20 protein-coding genes and 1 riboswitch are annotated in these 22,105 nt (G+C 29.9%); of the genes, 17 read left to right on the top strand and 3 right to left on the bottom strand.

Going from position 1 to position 22,105, the window contains the following annotated elements; all coding sequences use genetic code 11:
- Positions 1-52 precede the first annotated feature (52 nt).
- Positions 53-1,240 carry a YecA family protein gene (locus KQH81_RS16800; protein WP_099336500.1) on the top strand — a complete coding sequence of 396 codons (1,188 nt, stop codon included), beginning with the start codon at positions 53-55 and terminating at the stop codon, positions 1,238-1,240.
- Positions 1,241-1,312: 72 nt separating this feature from the next.
- Here KQH81_RS16800 and KQH81_RS16795 read toward each other — a convergent pair whose 3' ends face one another.
- Positions 1,313-2,635: an IS3 family transposase gene (locus KQH81_RS16795; protein ID WP_022788069.1), complete on the bottom strand. Its 1,323-nt coding sequence runs from the start codon at positions 2,633-2,635 to the stop codon at positions 1,313-1,315.
- A 114-nt stretch (positions 2,636-2,749) separates the two neighbouring features.
- A complete protein-coding gene (locus tag KQH81_RS16790; protein ID WP_230028520.1) occupies positions 2,750-3,379 on the bottom strand; it encodes a GNAT family N-acetyltransferase in 630 nt (209 codons plus the stop codon).
- A gap of 119 nt (positions 3,380-3,498) precedes the next feature.
- Here KQH81_RS16790 and KQH81_RS16785 point away from each other — a divergent pair, with 119 nt between their 5' ends.
- From KQH81_RS16785 to KQH81_RS16725, 12 genes are all read left to right on the top strand, one after another.
- Positions 3,499-4,308 carry a MerR family transcriptional regulator gene (locus KQH81_RS16785; protein WP_099335898.1) on the top strand — a complete coding sequence of 270 codons (810 nt, stop codon included), beginning with the start codon at positions 3,499-3,501 and terminating at the stop codon, positions 4,306-4,308.
- Positions 4,309-4,494: 186 nt separating this feature from the next.
- Positions 4,495-4,911 carry a large-conductance mechanosensitive channel protein MscL gene (gene mscL, locus KQH81_RS16780; RefSeq protein ID WP_027638386.1) on the top strand — a complete coding sequence of 139 codons (417 nt, stop codon included), beginning with the start codon at positions 4,495-4,497 and terminating at the stop codon, positions 4,909-4,911.
- Complete coding sequence (locus tag KQH81_RS16775; protein ID WP_027638387.1) at positions 4,908-5,789, top strand: LysR family transcriptional regulator; 882 nt, start codon at positions 4,908-4,910, stop codon at positions 5,787-5,789. The genes mscL and KQH81_RS16775 overlap by 4 nt, the downstream gene beginning before the upstream one ends.
- Before the next feature lie 261 nt (positions 5,790-6,050).
- A complete protein-coding gene (locus KQH81_RS16770) occupies positions 6,051-7,403 on the top strand; it encodes an APC family permease (RefSeq protein WP_027638388.1) in 1,353 nt (450 codons plus the stop codon).
- A gap of 217 nt (positions 7,404-7,620) precedes the next feature.
- Positions 7,621-8,361: an FAD-binding oxidoreductase gene (locus KQH81_RS16765; RefSeq protein ID WP_099335899.1), complete on the top strand. Its 741-nt coding sequence runs from the start codon at positions 7,621-7,623 to the stop codon at positions 8,359-8,361.
- A gap of 227 nt (positions 8,362-8,588) precedes the next feature.
- The gene (locus KQH81_RS16760) at positions 8,589-9,383 is read left to right on the top strand and encodes a Cof-type HAD-IIB family hydrolase (protein WP_099335900.1); all 795 of its coding nucleotides are present in this window, start codon (positions 8,589-8,591) and stop codon (positions 9,381-9,383) included.
- 72 nt (positions 9,384-9,455) lie between these two features.
- The gene (locus tag KQH81_RS16755) at positions 9,456-10,163 is read left to right on the top strand and encodes a sulfite exporter TauE/SafE family protein (protein WP_027638391.1); all 708 of its coding nucleotides are present in this window, start codon (positions 9,456-9,458) and stop codon (positions 10,161-10,163) included.
- 121 nt (positions 10,164-10,284) lie between these two features.
- A riboswitch (Lysine riboswitch) is annotated at positions 10,285-10,455 on the top strand.
- A 110-nt stretch (positions 10,456-10,565) separates the two neighbouring features.
- Positions 10,566-12,023, top strand: a complete 1,458-nt coding sequence (locus KQH81_RS16745; protein ID WP_099335901.1) for an alanine/glycine:cation symporter family protein — start codon at positions 10,566-10,568, stop codon at positions 12,021-12,023.
- A complete protein-coding gene (locus tag KQH81_RS16740) occupies positions 12,024-13,643 on the top strand; it encodes an amidohydrolase (protein WP_027638393.1) in 1,620 nt (539 codons plus the stop codon).
- Between the two features lie 132 nt (positions 13,644-13,775).
- Entirely contained in the window at positions 13,776-14,324 is a 549-nt protein-coding gene (locus KQH81_RS16735; protein WP_027638394.1) for a class I SAM-dependent methyltransferase, read from the top strand.
- Between the two features lie 137 nt (positions 14,325-14,461).
- Positions 14,462-15,385, top strand: coding sequence for a M15 family metallopeptidase (locus tag KQH81_RS16730; RefSeq protein WP_099335902.1), 924 nt, complete (start codon positions 14,462-14,464; stop codon positions 15,383-15,385).
- 31 nt (positions 15,386-15,416) lie between these two features.
- The gene (locus KQH81_RS16725; RefSeq protein WP_230028518.1) at positions 15,417-16,547 is read left to right on the top strand and encodes an amidase domain-containing protein; all 1,131 of its coding nucleotides are present in this window, start codon (positions 15,417-15,419) and stop codon (positions 16,545-16,547) included.
- Between the two features lie 65 nt (positions 16,548-16,612).
- Here the strand turns inward: KQH81_RS16725 and KQH81_RS16720 are convergent, their stop codons facing one another.
- On the bottom strand, positions 16,613-17,803 hold the full coding sequence (locus tag KQH81_RS16720; RefSeq protein WP_074846498.1) for a coenzyme F420-0:L-glutamate ligase: 1,191 nt from the start codon (positions 17,801-17,803) through the stop codon (positions 16,613-16,615).
- A 118-nt stretch (positions 17,804-17,921) separates the two neighbouring features.
- Here KQH81_RS16720 and KQH81_RS16715 point away from each other — a divergent pair, with 118 nt between their 5' ends.
- The 4 genes from KQH81_RS16715 (at position 17,922) to KQH81_RS16700 (ending at position 22,105) form a co-directional block, all read left to right on the top strand.
- Positions 17,922-18,815, top strand: coding sequence for a LysR family transcriptional regulator (locus tag KQH81_RS16715; protein ID WP_027638398.1), 894 nt, complete (start codon positions 17,922-17,924; stop codon positions 18,813-18,815).
- Positions 18,816-18,897: 82 nt separating this feature from the next.
- On the top strand, positions 18,898-19,488 hold the full coding sequence (locus tag KQH81_RS16710; protein WP_099335903.1) for a hypothetical protein: 591 nt from the start codon (positions 18,898-18,900) through the stop codon (positions 19,486-19,488).
- A 252-nt stretch (positions 19,489-19,740) separates the two neighbouring features.
- A complete protein-coding gene (locus KQH81_RS16705; protein WP_099335904.1) occupies positions 19,741-20,829 on the top strand; it encodes an ABC transporter permease in 1,089 nt (362 codons plus the stop codon).
- Between the two features lies 1 nt (position 20,830).
- Positions 20,831-22,105: an ABC transporter permease gene (locus KQH81_RS16700; RefSeq protein WP_035770582.1), complete on the top strand. Its 1,275-nt coding sequence runs from the start codon at positions 20,831-20,833 to the stop codon at positions 22,103-22,105.

Raw genomic sequence — 22,105 nt, 5'->3', positions numbered from 1 at the left:
TGACATATATAATATAATTAAAGATAGGTCAATAAAAGTTTAGAGGTGTGAGATGAAAGAAAAGAATAATATTTCTAATGAAAATGTAGAAATTTTAAATGGAGTAGAGGAAATTAAAGAGAGCTTTGAAGAGGAATTAGAGGAGCTTGTTAATAAGAATATGGGAAAGAAATTGAAGAGAGTATCAAAAAGAGCATGTTCAAACAATTTGCTAGAGCTTTTAACTACTGAAACTAAAGATACTCTAAAAATTATAATGGATAATTTAAATATTTCCTACAAATCTAGTGATAAGAAGGAAGTTTTAATAAATAATATTAATGAAAACTACAAGAACTCTATCATAAATTTATCAAAATGCATGAATTTAGAATGTTATGATGTAATGGAGATTTTGTGCAAAAATAATGGCATACTTCTTATGGAAGAACTAGATGAAAAGATGGATACAGTTGTATTTATGGAACAGCTAGGTATTATTTATACAGCTTTAAAAGATAATGAACTTTATGCTTGCATACCATCTCAAATAAAAGAGATTCTTTCTGAAATAGATAAGAGCAAATTAGTCTATAACTCAGAGATAATAAAGCTTTTTAAAGGAATGCTTTATTATTACGGAGTATTAACAATAGAAGATTTTATGGATAGGCTTCCACAGGATGTAGAGATCGAATTAAGTTTAGATGAATTAGATATGCTTCTTGCTATGGAAGAGATATCTACAGAAGAATATATTTATATTGATGGACTTGGAGTAAACTCATTAATGGACAATGAAGAGCAGCTTGAAGCTAATGTCAATAATTCAGAAAAGCTTACAGACTATAAGAAACTGACTAAGCATGAAATACTTAAGGCTTGTGGAAAAGAGTATATAGGAGATAGAAAAAACTATAAGGAACTTGAAAAGTTTATAAAAGAATTCTACACTATAACTGAGGATAATTTTGATGAGATGCTCATATCTACTTACCAATCTTATCAACGTTTAGGTCAGAATGATCTTATCAAAGATATGATAGAGAATTTTCCTGTGCCACAATACATACAAGGTGAATTTACAATAGTTATGAATGATGTATGTAAGAGAATACCTGTATGGAGTTTAGGAGGATATACTTTAGCTGAGAATAATACTTATGTAAGAAGTGATAAAGAAGTTAAAGTAGGAAGAAATGAACCTTGTCCTTGTGGAAGTGGAAAGAAATATAAAAAATGCTGCGGAAAGAATGCTTAAAATATAATAAGAATAAAAGACAGAAGAGATTGATAAAGTGGAACCTATGTCAAGGACACTAAAAAAAGAGAGCTAGGCTACTAAAAGCTGATTTCTGTATTGAACAGGAGTCAGCTTTTTTAAATTCCACTGGCAACGATCATTGTTATAGTAGTCGATATAGTCATCAATAATTAACTGTAGTTCAGATAAAGTTGAACAAGATTTATAATCAATTTCATCTTTCATATGACCAAAAAATGATTCTTGAGGAGCATTGTCCCAACAGTTACCACGTCTAGACATAGATTGTCCAAGATTCTTAGATTTTAAAAGTTTTTGAAATATTGGACTTGTATAATGACTACCTTGATCTGAGTGAATAAAAGCATCTTTTGCTAATTTGACATTGGAGTTGGCCATTAGTTTAAGTATTGTATTCGTGGCGATATCTAAGGTTATTCTATTAGATAAATTATATGCTAGGATTTCATTAGTAGAAGCGTCTTTGATGGTCGATAAATAAGCCATATTATTATTTGAATATGGTAGATATGTGATATCTGTAAGCAATACTTTACCAGGTATTTCTTGCTTGAAATTTCTATTGAGTAGATTAGGTACCACGGTATGTTCCTTTGTAGCCTTAGCTATACGCTTATATGGATTAGGTTTCCTAATAGGGCAAACTATATTGTACTTTCTCATTATTCTTTGGATACGCCTTCTGCTATACACAATATTAAATTTATCTTTTAAAATCATTTTGATTGATCTTGATCCTTTTTTATAACCTCTATAATTCAGCGCTTCAAGAATAGTATTTCTAATTAAATTATCCTTGTTTTCGCGATTAGTTCTAATATTTTTACAAGACAGATATCTATAGTAACCAGAGCGTGAAACACCAGCCGTACTGCATAGATGTTTGACTACATTATGATTTTGCAACTTGCTAACAATATATTCTATTAAGGCAAATGCTTGTGCTGCAATTAATTTACCTTTTCTCACCTGCCTTTCGTGCAGCTCTAATTTTTTTAACAATTCTACCTCAGCCTTTAAATATTCAATTTCTGCTTTTTGCTTTTCTATTATTTCATCGCTAGTAATACTACGCTTACGTGGTCGACCACTATTTTTTCGTCTAGTGTCATCTAATCCTAATATTCCATTATCCTTAAATGCTTTTCTCCATCTTGTACCAGCGCATTCAATACGACGAATACCGAGGGTATTTATATCAAATCCAGCTTCTTCAAAAATAACTCTTGAAGTTTTCCCTTTGCTACATTCAGCGATAAAATGTATTTTAAATTCATTAGTATATGTTATTGCTTTTTCACTTACATTGCTCACATATTTATTTCTTGATAGTCTACTAATTTCATCATTTGAAAATCTTATTTTACTCATAGTTAATTCACCTCATAAACTTATTGTACAAAAAAAGAACCTATATAGATAGACTCTCTTTTATTAGTGTCTATCTTATAGGTTCCATTTTATGACTTTCTTCTGTCTTTTTTATTAGAGTTTATAACCGTATAAGAAAATATCTAAGTCATAATTAAATGCATCAAAAGACACTTTCTTTTCATTTAAGCGCTTAAAATTTTGGCTGTCATAAAATCCATAGTTACATTTTGTATCTGTATAAAGATATAAAGATTTTACATCCATCTTATTCATATAATTAAAAAGCTGTGATACTAAAGCTTTTCCCACTCCAAGCCCTCTTGATTCTTTAGATACAATAAATAATTGTATGCATCCTTGAAAGTCACACTTTTTTCCTTTAATGAGTTCATCATAGGTATTATGGATTTTTGAAAATTCTTTAAGAACCTTTTTATTTTCCTTTTTAGATATAAGAAGTTTAAACATTGTAGAAGCAATGTTTGTTAAGTTATGAAATTTTCTCAAATTAGTATTATCATCTTTAGCTTTACCAAGGATTATTCCTATAACCTTATTATCTTTTTCAGCAACTTTTCCAAAAGAACTGGCTAGTATGCAGTCCTGAAGGTAAATATTGAGTATATCATTTAAAAATTTTTTATCTGATATAAATTCATTGAAGCCAAAAGCATCTCCTATGAGAAATTTTATGGCATTATAATCTTCTTTTCTTAAATCTCTATATATAACATTACTCATCTTTAAAACACCTTCCCATAAATAACTTTTCTACTTTTAATAATTATTTTATAATGATAGTAAAATATACCCTAAGAGGAGAGTCAACTGAATTTAAAAATTTAAAGGAAGTGAGTAAAATGAAAAAATTATATTCTATTGGAGAAGTGTCGAAGATTAAAGAGGTAACTATAAAAGCATTAAGATATTATCAGAAAGTAGGCATTCTTATACCTGCATATATTGATGAGAATACAGGATATAGATACTATTCAATAGATCAATTTGTTCATATAGATATAATAAAAGGATGCAGGACTTTGGGCACAAGTATTTCTGAACTTCAAGAAATATTCAAGGAGAAAAATACTGATAAACTTTTAGATTTTCTTCAAGATAAAAAGAAAGAAGCTGAGGAAAATATAAATAGAATGAAGGATATAATAAACAACATAGATGAGTTAAGTTTTAGCATACAAGACTCTAAATATATAGCTGAAAATGATGATATAGTTGAAAGGTTTTTTGAAGATAGATACATCATTGTAACACCTTGCAAAGAGGTAGGAGACCTTAAAGAACTTATTTATTATTCAAATTTAGAAAAAATGATTCGTCATAAGAAAGTGGAAAGCTCTATGGATAGAGGTATAATTTACAAATTTAATTCTCCTAGAACTGCAAAACCTGTATACGTATTTGATGGAATAAAATTTTCTAATAATGTTAAGATAGATGAACATATTAAAATTTTGCCTAAGGGAAGATATATAACTTTAAGCTATACAAAAGAAAATGAAAGCAAGCGTATAGAGAAATTAATTAAATATGCAAAAGATAATAATTTGAAGGTTAAATGGTTTATTGAAATGGAACTATTTAATGATTTATTTAACGTTGATTCATATAGCTGTCAAATCCAAATGTTTATTGAGGAGAGAAGTATATAGGAGTATATATTTCTCTCATCTCTAAAAAGTATTAATTAAAACATATATTTTTGACTGATTTTAAATGTATATAAGTGGTTAATAATAATCTATAAAGAACTAAATGAATTTATTATTCTTAAGTTGATTGATTTATGGTAATTAGTTATCATAATAAGAAGAAGTTTAATTTGGAGGGAAAGAATAATGAAAAAATTTATAGAAGATTTTAAAGCTTTTGCTTTAAAAGGTAATGTCTTAGATTTAGCAGTTGGTGTAGTTATTGGAGGTGCCTTTAATAAAATAGTATCATCACTGGTGAATGATATTATAATGCCAGTTGTAGGTTTACTAACTGGAGGTGTAAATTTTAAAGAATTTACAGTTGTCCTTGTGGAAGCTACAGAAAGTAGCGCTGCTGTAACCTTAAACTTAGGAATGTTTATTCAAAATATAGTTGATTTCCTTATAATATCTCTTTCAATATTTGTGTTCATTAAAGTTATAACACGATTTGAGAAAAAGAGAAAAGAGGAAGTAAGAGAAGTAGTAGAAGAGAAAACACCTGCAGATATAGAATTACTTACAGAAATAAGAGATTTATTAAAGAAGGAATCAATATGAACATAAGGCACTTAAAAATTTTCATAACAGTTGCTGACTGCGGTAAAATGAGCACTGCGGCAGAAGAATTATTTATATCTCAACCATCAGTAAGTCAGGCTATTAGGGAGATAGAAGAGTATTATGGAATTAGACTTTTTGAAAGGCTTTCCAAGAAATTATACATAACAAAGAGTGGAGAGATGCTACTTAAATATGCAAGACACATAGTAGAATCATTTGATGAGATGGAAAGGGAATTAAAAAATACAGGACAAAACATATGTCTTAGAGTAGGGGCTACTATAACCGTAGGAACTTGTCTCCTTAATCCTATAATAAAAAAATTTGAGAAGAATAAGAATAATATATTAACCAAGATTACAATAAACAATACAAATGAAATAGAACATATGATATTGACTAGCCAATTGGATGTGGGAATTGTGGAAGGTGTCATAACTAATAAAGACATAATAAAAATTCCTATATATAGGGATAAGATGTCTCTTATAGCAGGACGAGATCATAAATTCTACAAGAAAAGCAGAATAAAGTTAAAAGATTTAAATGGCGAAGACATGATTATGAGAGAAGTTGGAAGTGGAAGCAGAGAAATTTTTGATAATGTAATCCATGGAGAAAATGTAGAATTAAATGAGAAATGGATCAGCACTAATACTGATTCTATAAAGCATGCTGTAATTGAAGGACAAGGACTAGGAGTTTTATCCACTTTAATAATAGATGAAGAAATAAAGAATGGTAAATTGCATGTTGTAGAGATTGAAGATGTAGACATATATAGGGATATATGTGTAATTTATCATAAAAATAAATTTGTATCAGATTATCTTAAAAACTTCATAGAAGACAGTAAAATGTTTTCTAATATTTAAGCATAAATTATAGAATCAAAAATTACTATCATAGTGGTAAGTTTAAACCTTCTACTAATAAAAACTATATATTATTAAAATGACAATGATTTTCTATATATGATAATTTATACTAAAAAATATATTTACACATCTGTCTGAAAATATATTTATATAAAAAAATTGAACTTTTTATATTAAATTATTATATTATACGGTATAATATTGAAAATAAAATAATATATAAATAAAAACTATGGAAGTATGGTAGGAGGATAGTGCATGAAAGAAAAGAGATATGGTTTGTTTACGGCTATAGCTATGATAGTAGGTATAGTAATTGGATCAGGAATATTTTTTAAGAGTGATAATATTCTAGTAGCTACAGGGGGAAGCATCAGTTTAGGTGTGCTAGTTTTTTGTATAGCCGCAATATCTATTATATTTGGTAGTCTTACAATAGCAGAATTAGCTTCACGAAATACAGAGGCTGGAGGAATTATAACTTATGCAGAAAATGCATACAACAAATATATAGCATGCGCCATAGGATGGTTTCACACATTTTTATATTATCCAACATTAGTTGCAGTTGTAGCATGGGTAGCAGGAATTTATATATGTATGTTATTTGGTATCAATAGCACATTAGAAACACAAACATTAATAGGTGCAATAGTAATAATTTATATGTATTTATCAAACGTATTGTCAGCAAAATTGGGAGGATACTTTCAAAATGCCTCTACAGTAATAAAAATAATTCCGTTAATATTAATAGCAGCTACAGGACTTATATTTGGAGATGTCTCTACAGTTGTAGTGTCAGATGTAACAAATATGCAATCTTTTGGATGGATAGCAGCAATAGCTCCAATAGCATTTTCATTTGATGGATGGATAGTTGCCACAAGTATAGGACATGAAATGAAAAAGCCCGAAAGAGATCTTCCTAAGGCTTTGGTTATAGCACCATTATTTATATTGGCAATATATCTATTATATTTTGTAGGTATAAGCAGTTTCTTGGGACCAGATGTAGTAATGCAAATGGGAGATTCTCATGTTGATTTAGCTGCAAATAAGATATTTGGACCTATGGGAGCTAAGATAATAGTAACTTTCGTTGTAATTTCAATTTTAGGAACCGTTAATGGACTTACAATGGGACATACTAGAATGCCTTACTCTTTATCAATCAGAGGAATGTTCCCAAATTATAAGAGATTTTCTGTTATGAATGAAAAGCTTGCTATGCCAGTTAATTCATCTATTATCGCTTTTATTATAAGTTGCGTGTGTTTAGTAATTCATTATTTAACTCAAAAGTTTTCAATGCTTCAAAACTCAGATATATCTGAGATATCAATAACAATAAATTATGTTTTGTATATTCTTTTGTATGTTAAAGTATTTAGAATGGGATGTAGCAGGGAGATAAAGGGAGTATGGAAAGGAATTATAAATCCTATCTTTGCAACCATAGGATCCCTTATAATATTATTTGGAAGCATTAGTAACCCATTATTTTCCCTATACACACTCATATGCGGATTACTTTTAATAGGTTCAGCCCTATTTTGGAAATACCAAAGTAAAAATATTGGCTTAGTAGATAAAATATCCAATTATTAATTTCATAAATACTATATTGAAATCAAATGACTTATTTGTAGAAGGATAAGTCATTTTTTTTATGTATAAATTAAAATGATATTTCTAAAAGTAATAGAGTAAGAGTTTAATTTATTTTATAAAGCTATTGACTTAAATTGGATAAAGATATATACTTATGTTAATTTATTAAATAATAACAATTATTGTTTAATAAAAACTGTAGGAGGTTTTTATAATGATAAATGGAAATTGGAACGGATTTAGAGAACTTGTTTTAGTAGATAAAGTAGAAGAATGTTCAGATATAATATCATTTTATTTTAAAGCAAAGGATGGAGGGGAACTTGCTGTTCATAAAGCAGGACAGTTTCTACCTTTCAAGATAAAGACAGAAGATCCAAAGTATAAAGATGTGATGAGAACTTATAGTTTATCGAATCACCCTAATGATTTTGTATATAGAATAAGCGTAAAAAAGGTTGAAGGTGGGCTTATAAGTACTTTTCTTCATGAAAATTTTAATATAGGAGATTCAATTGAAGCCATGGTACCAACAGGAGCTTTTACGATAAAGAACCGTCCAAAATCAAGACCTATAGTTTTGATATCCGGAGGAATAGGTGTTACGCCTCTATTATCAATGCTTTATGATGAGTCAAAGAGAAATAGCAATATTCATTTCATTCAAGCTGTACAGAATTCTAAAATGCATCCATTTAAAGATGAAATTGAATTAACCTCTAAGAGAATGGGAACAAAAAATACTGTATTTTACTCAAAACCTCTAGAAGAAGATAAAGAGGGAGTAAATTATGACTTTGAGGGAAGAGTTACAAAGGAATGGATAAATGAGAATCTTTCTTTAGAATCAGATTTTTATTTCTGTGGACCACCTCCATTTATGAAAGGATTAGAAAGTTCTCTGTTAGAACTTGGAGTAGATAAAGATAGAATTAATTATGAATTCTTTGCATAAAGATAATAAAATATACTAAAGAAGATGCCTCCTTATTATGGGAGGCATCTTTTTATGAAAATAAATAACCATCTCTAGTGTAAAACTTCTTAAAGATTTTATTTTTGAGTCTAAAGATTTGTCTATTTTAAATGTTTTTTTCATGATTTCACATCCCTATTGAATTTATAGTTTATTAACTATTATACTTAGATGTAAATAAATTTTTTATTCAAAGGGAGAGAAAAATGAGATTTCAAGGATATACAATAGTCACTGATATGGACGGAACTCTTTTAAATAGTAAGGGGAAATTGTCAGAGGAAAATATAGAGGCTATAAAAGAATTCACAGAACATGGTGGTAAATTTACGGTAGCAACAGGAAGAATGCTTCCATCAGTAAAAAGATTTATGGACAGGCTAAATATCAATCTTCCAGCTATACTATATAACGGAACGAAGATATATGATTTTGAGACAGGTGAAACAATATTTGAAGTTTTTTTAGAGGAAAACAGAAAGCAGGTTATAAAGAAAATTTTAAAAGAAAGACCTTCTTTAGGGATAGAGGTATATGCGGAAGAGATAGTTTATATTTACAACTCATGCAAATACACTGAGAGATTTTCAAAGTCAGGCTATGATGTAATATACGAAATAAACGAGGACTTGTTTGATAAAAACTGGGCTAAAGTTCTTATAATAGGAGAAAAAGAAGAGATAGACCTGTTAGAGGAAATATATCAGAAGCAATATGATAACGGACCAATAGTGAGAACTGGAGATAGGTATCTAGAGTTGGCGCCATTCAATACATCAAAAGGACATGCTCTAGGTATATTATGTGACAAACTAGGTATAGATAGGGATAGGCTTATTACGTTTGGAGATAATATGAATGATTCAGAACTTTTAACGGTTGGAGCTTTAGGATTTTGCGTAGAAAATGGAAGCGAAAGACTTAAAAGAGAAACAGCACATATAGCTCCTTCCAATGACAATCATATTATAGATTATGCAATAAAAAACATAATAAACTGAGAAAGGTTTTCAATTAAACAAAGATGATGAAGAATAATATATATTAGAGTATAAACATAGGAGGAATTTTAGATGAATTACATATTGTTTTTCCTTGTAGTATTAATTACTAATATAATTCAAGGAATAACGGGTTTTGCTGGTACGGTATTGGCTATGCCTTTTTCAATATTACTTTTGGGTATAGACGTAGCAAAGCCAGTGCTTAATATAGTTACAATCGTTGCATGTGGAATAATAGTTATAAAATCTTATAAGCACATAGTCTGGAATGAGTTTTTTAAGATGTCTATAATAATGCTCATAGGGGTTTTCATAGGAGAATATCTTTATAGTATATTTTCTGTAGATATATTATTGACTATATATGCAGTTTTCGTAATAATAATAGCCCTTAAAGGATTATTTGTGACTAAGGAATTTAATTTATGTGAAGCAGCACTTATAACAATAGTATTAGCAGCAGGAATAATACATGGTATGTTTATTTCGGGAGGACCTCTCCTTATAATATATGCTGTGAAAAAAATTAAAAATAAAGAACAGTTTAGAGCAACATTATCCCCAATGTGGATAGTTTTGAATGTTTATATCTTAATAAAACAAATAATAGATGGAGTTATAAATGCAACAATAATGGAAACTGTAGTTGTAGCTATTCCTGCACTTCTTATTGGAGTTATAATTGGGAATAGGCTCGCAGAAAAAATGAGTCAAAAAGCATTTTTAAAATTGTCTTACATTTTATTATTAATATCAGGAGTAAGCTTGATTATATAAAGTTGTATAAAATATCTAAAAAACAAATAAAAATATGTGAAAAATTAAAAAATTTTCAATATTCCTTGACGATATAGTAAATATTACTATATGATTAATATCAAGTTAACAAATTAATATGTATGTAAATAGAGGCGCAGTTAAAAAGAGTAATGAGAAAGAGGTAGACAGACCTAAGATAGCTCATGAAAGGGTTGATTGCCGAAGAAGGTGTGTATGTCAGCACATCTATCTGGGATTTGATTTAATAAATCAAGTACTCTCACTATTAAGTGATGGAGCTATTGCAGATTAAAAAAGAATTTTTGAGCAATAGTATTATATTTATACTATTGCTCTTTTTTATCAGCAAGTGCTTCCCCGATTACTGCATAAATTTTTTTATTAGAAAGGGAGAAGAACATGACAAATTTTATTAATGCTTTAAACGACTTTATCTGGGGGCCTCCCCTAATCATTCTAATGCTATCCACGGGAGTATATTTCACTGTGCGATCGGGATTTTTCCAAATAAGATATTTCAAATATATAATGCAACAAACGCTTGGAAAAGTGTTTAAGAAACAGGAAGACAGTGATGAAAAAGGAGTACTAAATCCTATTGAGGCAATTTCTACCGCAATAGGTGGCTCTGTTGGATTTGGTAATATCGCTGGTGTTGCTACTGCCATAGCTATGGGAGGACCTGGAGCCACTCTTTGGATGTGGATTACTGCTTTTTTAGGAATGCTTTTAAAGCAGGTAGAGGTAACACTTGCAGTTTATTACAGAAGAACAGATGAAAATGGTGATCCTTATGGAGGGCCTACTTACTATATGGAAAGAGGTCTTGGCGAAGAAAGAAACTTTAAGTTTTGGAAGGTTCTTGCCGCTATCTTTGGATGTGGAATCTTTTCAACATTTTTTATAACAGCTAGTAATTACACTGTATCAGAAGTTGTTGCATCAACTTTTAAGATCAATCAGCTTGTTGCAAGTTTATTTATAGTAGTTTGTACATACCTTATGATTTGGAAGGGAATGAAGTTTGTAGGAAAGGTATTTACGAAGCTTGTACCTTTAATGAGCGTTTCATATCTAGTATTTGGACTTTTAATAATAATTTTAAACTATAAGAATATACCTCATACTTTTTCACTTATATTTAATGGTGCTTTTTCAGGCAGTGCTGCTGTTGGAGGATTTGTTGGAGCAGCGGTATCTAAGGTTATATCTACTGGTATGGCCAGAAGTGTTTACTCTAATGAGGCTGGTTGGGGTACAAGCCCGATGGTTCATGCATCAAGTAAAACGAGACATCCTATTGAGCAAGGATTATGGGGATCATTTGAAGTATTTATAGACACTTTTGTTGTTTGTACTATAACATCTTTAGTTGTTATAATAACAGGAGAATGGTCTTCAGGAGTAGAGAGTGCAACTCTTACACTTAATGCATTTACAATGGGCCTTGGAAATTTCGGTAAGTACTTTTTAACTGTTACAATGCTTATATTTGGGCTTACTACATCAACAGGATGGTACGTTTACTATGAGGTAGTTTTAAGACATTTAGCAGACAAAAATGCAAAGCTAAAAAATGCTATTTTAAAAGTATTTAAATATTGTTACCCATTGCCGGGCTTTATTATGACAGCCTACATACTCTATGTTGGAGAGATAAGCATATGGACTTTTGTTGATATAACAAGCGGAATCCCAACATTTATAAATGTTGCTGTGGTTCTTGCACTTTCAAAACAGTATTTCGTACTTCTTAAAGATTATAAGGCTAGATATCTAGGAGTTGGAACTGTAGATGAATCCGTAGATATATTCTATGAAGATAAGTTAGTTAGAGAAAAAAGGGAGGTTGCTTAGATGAGGGAAATATTCGTAAATGGACAAGTTTATACTGTTACTAATGGTATGAAAGAAGCTTTTGTTTTGGAAGATGGACGTTTCATTTATGTAGGAAAGAATGAAGGTGCTCTTGAATTCAAAGAAGAGGAAAGCACAATTACGGATTTAAATGGCAAATTTGTTACTGCAGGATTTAATGATTCTCATATGCACTTAGTTGGATATGGATATTCTCTTCAGATGATTAAGCTTGGGGAGCATACATCATCTTTAAAAGACATGAAGGATGCCATAAGAGAATTTATAGAATCTAAAAATTTAAGACAAAATGAATGGATAAGGGGAAGAGGATGGAATCATGATTATTTCACAGATGAAAACCGATTTCCAAATAGATATGATTTAGATGAGATAACAACAGAGTATCCAATATGTATAATACGTGCATGTGGACATGCATGTGTAGTTAACTCAAAAGCCTTAGAGATTATAGGAATCACTAAGGATACTCCTCAAGTAGAAGGTGGACAGTTTGACATAGATGAAAATGGAGAGCCTTTAGGGATATTTAGAGAAAATGCTTTAAATATGATTTATGACAATATACCTGTGCCTTCAAAAGAAGAAATAAAGGATATGATAGTAGAAGCTAGTAGCAGCTTGAATTCTTATGGAGTAACTTCTGTTCAGACAGATGACTTTATAGTATTCCCTACTATGGATTATGAAGTAATAATTGAATCTTTTAAAGAGCTAGAGAGTGAAGGAAGACTTAACGTTAAGGTTTATGAACAGGCGCAACTTGTGAATTTAGAACTTCTTAAAGAATTTATTGAAAAAGGATATAATACTGGGTTTGGAAGCAGTTATTTTAAGATAGGACCTTTAAAACTTTTAGGAGATGGTTCATTAGGAGCTAGAACAGCTTATCTTAGTTCACCTTATGAAGACGATCCGAGCACTTCAGGAATATCTGTTTATACCCAAGAACAATTCGATGAAATGATAGGATATGCTCATGCTAATGGAATGCAGGTAGCAGTTCATGCTATTGGTGACGAAATCATGGTTATGATAGTAGAGGCTATAGAAAAAGCACTAAAGAAAAACCCAAGGGAAGATCATCGTCATGGTATAGTTCACTGCCAGATAACCACAAAGGATCTTATAAATAAATTTAAAGAATTAGATCTTCACGCATATGTACAATCTATTTTTTTAGATTACGATATAAATATAGTAGAAGATAGAATAGGGAAAGAAAGAGCAAAGACAACTTATAACTTCAAAACCCTTATGAATAACGGCACCAAGGTTTCAAATGGCTCGGATTGTCCAGTAGAACTGCCAAATGTTCTTAATGGAATACAATGTGCAGTTACAAGAATGAATCTAGAAGGAACAAAAGGACCGTTCTTAAATGAAGAAGCTCTTTCCGTAGAAGAAGCTATTCAGTCATACACTACAATGGCAGCTCACAGTTCGTTTGAAGAGAACATTAAAGGGTCAATAGAATGTGGAAAATGTGCTGACTTTGTGGTCTTAGATAGAAACTTACTAAATAGTGATTTGAAAACAATAAAAGATATAAAAGTGCTAGAAACTTATGTGGATGGAAAGTGCGTTTATAGAAAATAAGTATAAAAAAAGGTTATTTATTTTTTTAATAAATAACCTTTTTTTGTTGATAAATCTTAAGATTTTTATAATGTATTTCTTAAGCGATTAATGATAATATTTATATAATAAACAACTTAAGGGAGGTAAGATATGTTCGGCTTTATAAAAGAATTTATAAAAAATCCTAGAATAGTTGGAGCTGTAGCACCAAGTGGAAAGCGGTTAGCTGAAAAAATGATAGAAGATGTAGACTTTAGAAATTGTAGATGTATAGTAGAATATGGACCAGGAACAGGAGTATTTACAGAAAAAATCATAGCAAGAAAATGTGAAGATACATTATTTTTAGTTCTAGAAAAGAATAAAGCTTTTTGCGACGATCTAGATGTGAAATATGGTCACAAGAAAAATATTAAAATAATAAATGATGGTGCAGAAAATATAAAAATGTATTTAGAGATATATGAGATAAACAAGGTAGATTATGTTGTATCAGGATTACCTTTTGCATCTCTTCCAAAGATGATAAGTCACATGATATTAGACAATACTAAGAACATATTAAAGCCAGATGGAAAATTCATCACTTTCCAATATTCCCTTGTAAAAAAAGAGTTTATGAGAACATATTTTCAAAGTATCAGCACTAAGAGAGTAATGATAAATTTCCCTCCAGCATATGTTTTAAAGTGCAATTAGAGAGATATGAAAAGCTAAAAGTATTTAAAACTAAATTTACCAGTAATAAATAAGTTAATATTAACTCAAAATAGTCTAAAGAGTATCTTTAGGCTATTTTTTATTATTTTTCTATTACTTAAGAGGAGGGAGAACCTATGAAAAAGTTATTTAGAGGGATAATTTTATTTATATACATGATAACATTATTTATAGTATGTCCTGCAATGGCTGAAGAAGCCAAGGATGATGAAGCGTATTCTATTACAACAAAACAAGATATATTGACTATGATGATGGCATATCCAGAATATATTAATGATATTGAAAAGAGCAGTGATGGAAAAGTATTTATAATAACTAAATCAGGAAAGAAGATACTTTACGATGATGGAAAGAAGAAGAATTTTGATGGAAAGATGAATAATGCGGATATTCAAGATATACTGGAAGAGCCTTATCCACTTAATATGATAGATCATCTGATGGAGGTAAATAAAGACCCAGGAAGATTTAGATGCTATGCCTTATTAAATGAAGTTTATGGTGCTAGTCAAAGTCAAGTTTCAAAACATCTTGTGGGAGTCAGTGCTCCTTACAATAAATATTTGTTTAATAAGAATAATGGTGCAGCTGAAGCGCTTGGAAAAGCTATGGAAGAGCTTAGAGGTATAGCTTCTGGAAATGGAAAAGTTGCCGGATTAATTAATCCAATAAATGGGAGCTTTAATTATAGAGTAATATCAGGTACAGGACAGCTTAGTCCCCACGCTTATGGAATAGCTCTCGATATAAACAGTAGTCCTAGTGACTATTGGAAATGGGCAACTAGAGAAGCAGGAGAAAAGCGTATGAAATACTATCCAAAGGAACTTGTTGAGACATTTGAAAAATACAATTTTGTTTGGGGAGGAAAGTGGGGACACTTTGATATCCTTCATTTTGAATATAGGCCTGAGATAATTATTAAAGCTAAATATTTTCAAAATGGTTCATTTACCAAGGATAAGTGGTTTGGAGACGTGCCAATGAATGAGGAAGTGGAGTCGTATATAAAGAAAATTAACGAGGCACTAGATTAATATAAGCAATAGTAAAATCAGGAGGACATTTATGAGATCTAAGGATGGCATTAAAAAATTAATCTTATGCAAATATGTAATTATAATATTATTAATGTTTATGTCCATGAATTTTTCTACTGTAAAGGCCTATGGAGCTGAGAAGGTAGATGAAGAAGTCAAAGCTGAAATACGAAGTTTTATAGAAAGGGTAATATCAGAAAGAAATAAAGCTATAGTGACAAATGAGCCAGAAAATATAAAGGCTGTTTATGATGTAAGCACTAAATTTGGGCAATGGTCTTACGAGAGCGAAGAAAAAAAGATGATTTATCTACATAATTGGGAACAAAAACAAGGTGTGAAATTTACAGAGATAATACCTATGGTATTTATAACTAGGATAAGTGAAACTGATAGCGGAGGCTTTAAAGTAAACTTTACTTGTTCTACTGAGTATAGATACATATATGAGGATAGACCTGAAGAGGTTAATAAAGCCAGAATAGGTACATATCATGTTCAGACTTTAGTAAACAAGAATGATAAGCTATTAATTTCAAAAGAATGGTATACAGACCCATTTGCAGATTCTTTAAATTTAGAAAAATTAAAGGTGGATGATGTTAAACAATTCATACTATCCCAAGATTCACGGGATTTTTCTAATTTAAATGACAAGAGAAAGCGAGTTAAAGAATACGCTGACAAATATTGTGGGGCAGCAGAAGAAGAACAGTATGGTTTTAAGTATAACAAAGCTTATAGAAACTTTAATCCAGAAGGTGGGGATTGTGCGAACTTTGCCTCTCAATGCCTTCACGAAGGAGGAAAGTTTAGAAAAGGCGGTGCATGGAATTATAATAAAGGAGATGCTACAGCATCTTGGGTAAATGCAGATAAGTTTAAAAACTATTGGGTCTATAGCGGCAGAGCTTCAGTTCTAGCTTATGGAAATTATGAGAAGGTATATAAAGCATCATATAAACTTTTACCTGGTGACTTTGTAGCCTATGAGAAAAAAGGTGACGTAGAGCATATTTCAATGGTAACTAATGCTGACTCTAGAGGATATGCCTTAGTTACTTGTCATAATACTGATAGAAATGATGTACCATGGGATTTAGGATGGAGTGACAAAGACATAAAGTTTTGGCTAGTAAGAGTGCACTTTCCAAACTAGAAATATAAAAAAATAACCACCCTCATTACTGAGGATGGTTATTTTTGTTGAGATTTGAGGTTTTTCTATTTTGTATAATTATCAAAATATCCTTGTATGAATATTATTGGTGTTCCCTTATCCCCACTTCCAGATGTAAGGTCTGATAAAGAACCTATAAGATCAGTAAGTCTTCTTGGTGTTGTTCCTTGAGCTGCCATAGATCCTACAAGGTCAGCATCCTTATGCTTGATATACTCAGAAATTGCAGTCTTTAATTCTTCACCTCTAAGATTTGCAAATTCATTATCAGCAAGATACTTTAATTTAACTTCATTTGGAGTTCCATCAAGTCCTTCAGTGTAAGCTGGTGAAACAACTGGGTCAGCAAGTTCCCAAATCTTACCCACTGGATCTTTGAAGGCTCCATCTCCATATATCATAACTTCAACAGTTTTACCTGTCTTTTCTTTTAACATAGCTTGTATCTTATCTACAACTGGCTGACACTGACGTGGGAAAAGCTTAACGCTTTCTTCAGTTGCCTTATTTGAACCTAGTAAACCATAAGATTCATTAAATCCACTTCCATCAATAGATTCAGTTAATATTTCATCAAGGCTATACACTTTTTCTCCGCCATTTGCCTTTAGTATTCTCTTACTTCTAAATCTTGTATGGATATCACAAGTAAGAACACTCTTAGTATACTCTAATATAGTCTTAGGATTGTTTGAGAATATAACCTCACACTCTACTCCATAGCTTTCAATTAGAGATTTGTAGTAGTCTATATAATCAACACCAGTAAAAGTATGTTTATTGTATCCGAATAAATCACGGAATTGTTTTTCTGTTAGAACATCTGTCCAAGGATTTACTCCTTTTTCATCAAGTAAATCTATATCTACTAAGTGATTACCAACTTCGTCAGACGGATAGCTAAGCATTAAAACTACTTTCTTAACGCCCTTTGCAATTCCACGAAGACAGATAGCAAATCTGTTACGGCTTAGTATTGGGAATATAACTCCTACAGTATCATCACCGAATTTTGCATTGACATCTTTAGCTATATTATCGATAGTTGCATAGTTTCCTTGAGCACGAGCAACTACAGATTCAGTTACAGTAACTACATCCTTATCGTTTATTGAAAAACCTTCAACTTCTGAAGCTTTCATTACGCTGTCAAAAACGATTTGAGCTATGTCATCTCCTTCATTTATGATTGGGCAACGAAGTCCTCTAACAACAGTTCCAACTACTCTTTCCAATGTTATCTCTCCTTTTGAATGAAAATTAAAATATTTTTATCTCACTCTTGTAATATACCTCATTTTAGTGTTATAAGTAAAATAAATAGATATAATAATAGATATAAGGAGTGCTTATATGGCTAGTAAATTAGATTTGTACAAAGTGTTTTGTATGGTTGGAAAACATAAAAGCTTTTCAAAAGCAGCAAAGGAATTATATATGACACAGCCTGCAGTAAGTCAATCTATAATGCAGCTTGAAGATGAACTTGAAATAAGACTTTTCACTAGAACTTCAAAGGGAGTTATTTTGACTAATGAAGGAAAACTCATATATGAATATGCTAATTCAGCTATTAATTTAATAAATACTGGAGAGGAAAAACTTCTTGAAGCAAGAAACCTTTTAATTGGAGATTTAAAGATAGGTGTAGGTGATACTATATCAAAATATTTTCTAATGCCTTATTTAGAAGAATTTCATAAGAGATATCCAAACATAAAATTTAAAATAATCAATGCAACTACATTGGAACTTTGTTCTATAGTAAAAAGTGGAGAAATAGATATTGCTATATGTAATTTGCCTATAACTGATTCAGCTCTAGAGACAAAACAGTGTATGGAAATACAAGATATATTTGTATGTGGCGAAAAATATAAAAATAAATTTCAAAAGCCAATAAGTTTTAAAGAACTATCAAAGTTCCCACTTATACTTTTAGAATCCAAATCTCTCTCACGACAGTACATAGAAAAGTATCTTTTATCTAATGGAATTTCTATAAATCCTGAAATAGAGCTAGGATCATATGATCTTCTATTGGAGTTTACGAAGATAAACTTAGGAATAGCTTGTGTTATAAGAGAATTTTCAAAAGAATATCTGGAAAAAAATATAATTTATGAGGTTCCGTTAAAGGCTTCTATTCCTAAAAGGAGCATAGGGATATGTTTTTTAAAGAGTGTTCCGTTATCCCCTGCATCCACAAAGTTCTTAGAAATTTTTGATGAAAGATTAGAAAATTAAAATGGAATATGTTGATGGATATATATGTAATTAATATAATGAATATAAGGAGTAAATGATTTTTGTTAGAGGAGATTTTATAATGAAAAAATTTATCAACATAGTCTTTATTTTTCTTTGTATCTTTATATTCTCATCTTGTAAAATAAATCTTAATTGTGTAGGACAAATAAAACAAAGAACCTTAACAAAAGAAGAAACTAATGTCTTAAAACTCATGGGACTTGATGATAAAAGTAAAATATATGATTACAACGTAGACAAAGGTGCAAAAGCTATTTATGTTAATCTTTATTTTTTAGATGAAAATCTTAAATGGGAAAACAATGGAGGTATTGGGGCAAATTTAGATTCTTTTAAAGGTACTATTGGTATATTGAAAGATGAAAGTGAAAGATTACAGGTAAGTCTTGAAGAAAAGAATGGAATAAGCATGTTTAAATCAAATTCAGATTTATACCTTGATGCCGATAAGAAAATCAGAAGTATTTGGTGGAATGATAAAGCAGACATTGAACATGAAAAAGAAATTCCTTTAGCAATTCAAGTTATAACAAAGTCAACTAAGGTTATGAGCTTCTCGGGAGAAAGTTTTTATGAGCCAGAAAGACTAAAAGGTCATGATGCAGTAATTGCATTGACTGTTAAGTTTTCTAAGAATGAAATAGAATAAATATCATATAGTTTATAAAAATTAAGGACAACTTTATGTTAAGTAAAGTTGTCCTTTTTAAAACACAAAATAGGAAACACAATCTAAATAAGTAAAAATATAGATAAATATTTTAAGATTTAGAAGGTGAAATATTTAAAATGTATAATGTAAATTGTAGGTAACTTAAAAATATTAAAATTAAGTGAAAATTAAGCTGTATACATTAGATGGAGTTTCGAATGTATACATTTCTTATGAGAGGAGAAGATTATGAGAAAGTTTTTAAGGTGGATCTCTCAAAATTTTATTTTAATTCTTATACTTATGGCTATTAGCCTATTTTTCTCGTTAGGCTTATCAAAGGTTAAAAATTTTTCAGAGCTAGCATATGAAAATGAATATTATATTGGAAATAACTGTATTGAACTTAGTATAGATGATTTTGAAACTTCTTATAAAGAAGTCATTACTTCTATTATGGATAATGGTAGATATAATTTATTTAACACAAGAATACCTGGTCAATCTTATTCTGCTAATGGAATATATTTAAATGAAAATTTAAAAGTAGTCCCATCACTTATAAGAGGGAGATTTTTTACTAAAGATGATTTTTCAACTGAATATAAGGAAAGTTTAGTTGTCATAGGTAAAGGACTATTAGATAAGGTTGAAAAGCAAGGAGAAGATGAATATATTTTTTTTAATGAGAAAAGGTGTAAGGTAATAGGGGTTATGGGTGATGAGAAAAAACAAAAAATGCTTGATTACACTTTAATTTTTAATTTAAAAGATTTTTATAATACCAATCAATATCCTAAGGTTTCAAATGGATGGTATCTAAGTAGCAAGGATAAATCATCAGATTTATATGAGGTGATAGATAAAGCAAATGAATCTATGGGTAAGAATAGTAATACAAGATTTACGGTGTCAAAGCACAATATACAACCTAATCCTATTAAGACAGCACTGAAAGGGACGAGCAATATCACTACATATTTTGGATGCTTTGCAATCGTAATAGCTTTAAATATATTTATAATAGTTAAACAATGGATAGGGGAGAGGATTAAAGAAATTGGAGTTAGAAAAGCATTTGGAGCAAGTGATAATCAGATATATAAATTGGTGTTTAAGGAATATATGGAGATTTCATTATTCTCCTCACTTGTGGCTCTTTTAATCCAGGGCATATTAATTAAATCTGATATCTTTGATATATCTGGAAATATCGCATTTTTAAATTTTGTAGCAATCACCATATTTTCTTTTATTTTTTCATCAATACTGCTTCTTATATCAATCAGAGAAATAAATAAGATTCAAGTAAACAACATTATGAGGGGAGATGTGTGATGTGAAAATATTTAAGTATGCATATCTTAATATAAGCAAGAAAATGTTAATAAACTTTATAATAATGATTCAGGCAGCAGCAATATGTTTCCTTTTCTATTCAGTTATGGATGTTAATAAAAAGATATCTGATGAAGCAGATAAAATTCTTAATGTTTTTAATGGGAAAAAAGCATGGTACATGAAAAACTCAGGAGAATTTCATTACAGATTTTTTGATGGAACTATAACTCCAGATAGAATATTAGAAGCATATAAAACAGTAAAGGAGGGGGACTTTATTCATTTTTATCTTGATGATGATTTTTCTATGATGAAAAAATTTAAAAATATGGATAATTTTATAGCTAATCCTTCAAGTAAAGTTATTGATGGTGAGGAATATCTAGCAGTTAAAGGCTTTAATATAGATAAAGATATGAACAAACAGTTTAAAATGAAGTTTATATCCGGCAACAGGTTTGAAGACAAGGATTTTGAAACTATACAAGATGTGATGCCAGTAGTTTTAGGATATGATTATAATGGTAAATATAAAACAGGAGATACGATTACATATTTTGACAATGTAACTTCAAAAATTAAAAAATGTATAGTTATAGGAATACTTGAAGAAGATACTTCTCTTTTATATAAAATAAATACTGTTGATAGTTTTTTGAATCTTAATTCAAGTATTGTAAAACCCTTTATTGATTTAGATAAATTACCAAAGAGTGAACTTATGACAACATATAAGAGTCAAGTATTTAATTTTTTTAATACTTCATATTTTTTATTTGATGCTTCTAAGAGTGATGAAGAAATTAAATCTATTGTAGATGATATAAACAATAAATTTAGTGAGCTTAAGATAGGAAAACAAGAGATCACCACTGCTGATAAATATCTTGCTCTTAATAAGGAAATGCTTTTGGCTCAGAAGAAAAATTCAGAAACATTATCAATAATAGTAACGCTATTTTTATCAATTGGAATAACAAGCTCTATGATGTATAGCATAAAACGAGAAAAAAGCCAAATAGGTGTGCATATTTTAAGTGGAGCTACTTTAAATGATGTATCTCTGACCTTGTTTATACAGAATTTTATGATTATGTGTATAGGTGGAATAGCTTCCTTTGGATTTATTAAAGCTAAATATTCAACTATAAATTATAAGTTTATTATATATATATTAATTATAATGTTTGTAATAGATATTATAATTAGTATCATACCAATAAAGACTATAAAAAAGCTTAATGTTAATGAATTGATTAGGAGTGGTGAGTAA

Source organism: Clostridium cadaveris, from assembly GCF_020911725.1.
GTDB classification, from domain to species: domain Bacteria; phylum Bacillota; class Clostridia; order Clostridiales; family Clostridiaceae; genus Clostridium_X; species Clostridium_X cadaveris.
Note: the sequence above shows the minus strand (reverse complement) of the source record. Positions and strands in the feature narration are given on the sequence as shown.